The sequence below is a fragment of the Sulfurovum sp. bin170 genome, from assembly GCF_010892395.1.
Taxonomy (GTDB): domain Bacteria; phylum Campylobacterota; class Campylobacteria; order Campylobacterales; family Sulfurovaceae; genus UBA1140.
The window spans coordinates 1-2,202 of sequence record NZ_JAACKB010000043.1 but is presented as its reverse complement, the minus strand read 5'-3'; the positions used below and the strand labels follow the sequence as shown (position 1 = coordinate 2,202).

Annotated in this window: 2 protein-coding genes; both read right to left on the bottom strand. The window is 38.0% G+C overall.

Annotated elements, in window-relative coordinates:
- Nucleotides 1-1,764, bottom strand: a 1,764-nt coding sequence (locus GSY74_RS01005; RefSeq protein WP_164663236.1) for an SNF2 helicase-associated domain-containing protein, incomplete at its 3' end; no start/stop codon positions are given.
- A gap of 3 nt (nucleotides 1,765-1,767) precedes the next feature.
- On the bottom strand, nucleotides 1,768-2,112 hold the full coding sequence (locus tag GSY74_RS01000; RefSeq protein WP_164663235.1) for a DUF3024 domain-containing protein: 345 nt from the start codon (nucleotides 2,110-2,112) through the stop codon (nucleotides 1,768-1,770).
- Nucleotides 2,113-2,202 lie beyond the last annotated feature (90 nt).

Genomic DNA, 2,202 nt, shown 5'->3' with positions numbered 1-2,202 from the left:
TATGGCTATCTGCCAATCATACTCTAGCATCGACTGTAGGTCAAAAAATGACTGTAGATTTTTGGCTTTTGAGCTGACCTTTAGTGAGAGCTTAGGTCTAAGGAGATTTTTCAGCTCTTTTGGCAAGATGATATCTATGCCTAGATTTGAGATGATAGTAGAGGTGCTTAGCAAAAATTCCTCTAGTTTTGACTTAGAGAGCTCTACCATCTCATTCTCTAGTAGCTGGCTTGTCTCAGGTAGATAGGTATTTAGAAAAGAGATAAATTTTAGTACCTCCATCTTATTCAGAACACTCAAACTCTGATTTAGCAGATACTCCTTATCTCCATTTTGTACTTTTATAGAGAGCATGTAGTTATCAGATTTATCGATATAGATTTTATAACGGTATTGACTTTTGATGATGTCAAAGATAGCAAAGTAGTTATAGATAGCTGAGGCTAAGTTCTCATCCTCAAAGCCTTTGACCTTGAATTTATTGGCATTAAAAAAACTCCAAGAGATTTGGGGTGGGTTGTTCTTCTGCTTTTTATGCATAAAATCCATATGCACTACAAAGTCACTTATTACGCACGAGAGTATCACTTCTGTGGAGCTTCTTTGGTCTACATACTCTTTCTCATGCTTCACCATCTTAGGAGCTAGCCTAGCGAGCGAACTTAGCTGCTGCTGCACCTCTGGGATAGAGTGTAACACCCTGTAGGCAATAGAGAAGTCCTTTTTATCTTCAATTACAGTCGGGACAAAGCTCTTCGCCTCTATCATCAGATAGGCTACTCTAAACAGATAAAACAAGAAACGATAGCTCTGACTCCCACTCTCGTCTTCACATGAGATAAAGAGCCTAAACAGCTCAGTAGTAGAGAGAGTAAAGCCCTGCTTTGTGAACTTCACATTCATGGTAGAAAAGAGCGGCTTGTAATCTACCAAGAGAGGATTTGTCACGGAAAAACTACTCTCATAGATATCACGATTGAGTACAAACTCAAAATCAGAGTTCTGCAGCAGTCTCTCTATATCCTCCATCTCACGGTTCTGGATAGGTGAGATACTCTGCACCAAGGCTCTAGGTACTTTTTTGTAAAACTCCTCCATCACCTCTCTATAGTCAATGGATGCAAAAGGTGGATTGGGGTTCAACATAGAGAGTATAAAGCCAGAGCTATCGCTAAGCTTGATAATTTCCATATCTTCATCACTCACCTCTTCATCTTGCCATGAAGCCAGAGACAGAGGATACTCTATATCTATCTCACTCTCTATATTATAATGCTTGACAAGGTCAAATCCACGAAGAGAGAAGAGTATAAACGGATTTTTATCCATCTCACTCACAGCAATATAGTAAAGTCCTGCTATATGTTTACAGGCATAATCACCCCAAAAATCAGGACAAGAACAGCTCATTTTAAAATTTTGGAAGAGAGAGATTTTGGCTTCAAAAAGAAGATTTAGAAATGCTTCAGGTAAATCACCATTCATGATAGAGGCTAAAATAAGAGGATTTTTTTCTAAAATATTTTTGATAGTTTCTATCTCATCTTTACTAAAAGGAGTAAAATCCATACTCGTACTATAGTAGGGGCTATAGTTACCTCTCACCCTTGCTTTGATATGACTATCTTTGACAGAGACATTGTAGACTTTACCTGTATTGGCATAGGTCTTACCTCTCCCCAGTCGTCCATAGTCCGTTTTTTGTTCCAAAACATTTAGAAGTTCTGCTCCCCATATAGTGGTTCCGTACTGTTTTTTTGCCATACCCTAACCCCAAAAAGTACAAAGAGGATCTTTATCTACCTCATCAATACACTTTTGCAGATCTTTTTGAGGTGGCAAGTTTGTATAGAGTTCTTTTTTACCATTACCTCGTATCCAGTAAAGTTGCCATGCCATAGACTCTTTATCAAAAATCATAACAGCCACAGGAAGCTCAGACCATCTAGTTCGGTCATTCCATAAAGGTCGTTTCTCTATGAGCGTTACCTTGTTTTTCTCTATGCTGTAGGTAAGTTGTATAGCATGTTTAATCTCTTCAGGAATGCGTGTCTTGCAAAACTTATCAAGTTGTTTTTGTGCTAGTTGTTTTTGTATCGGTGCTATTGTCATTATTTCTCTCTTTCTATCAAAGCTATCTTATTGTCTATTTAGGATTCAAAGTCTACACTGCCTTTGTTTTATATCAAACTCAGTTCATTC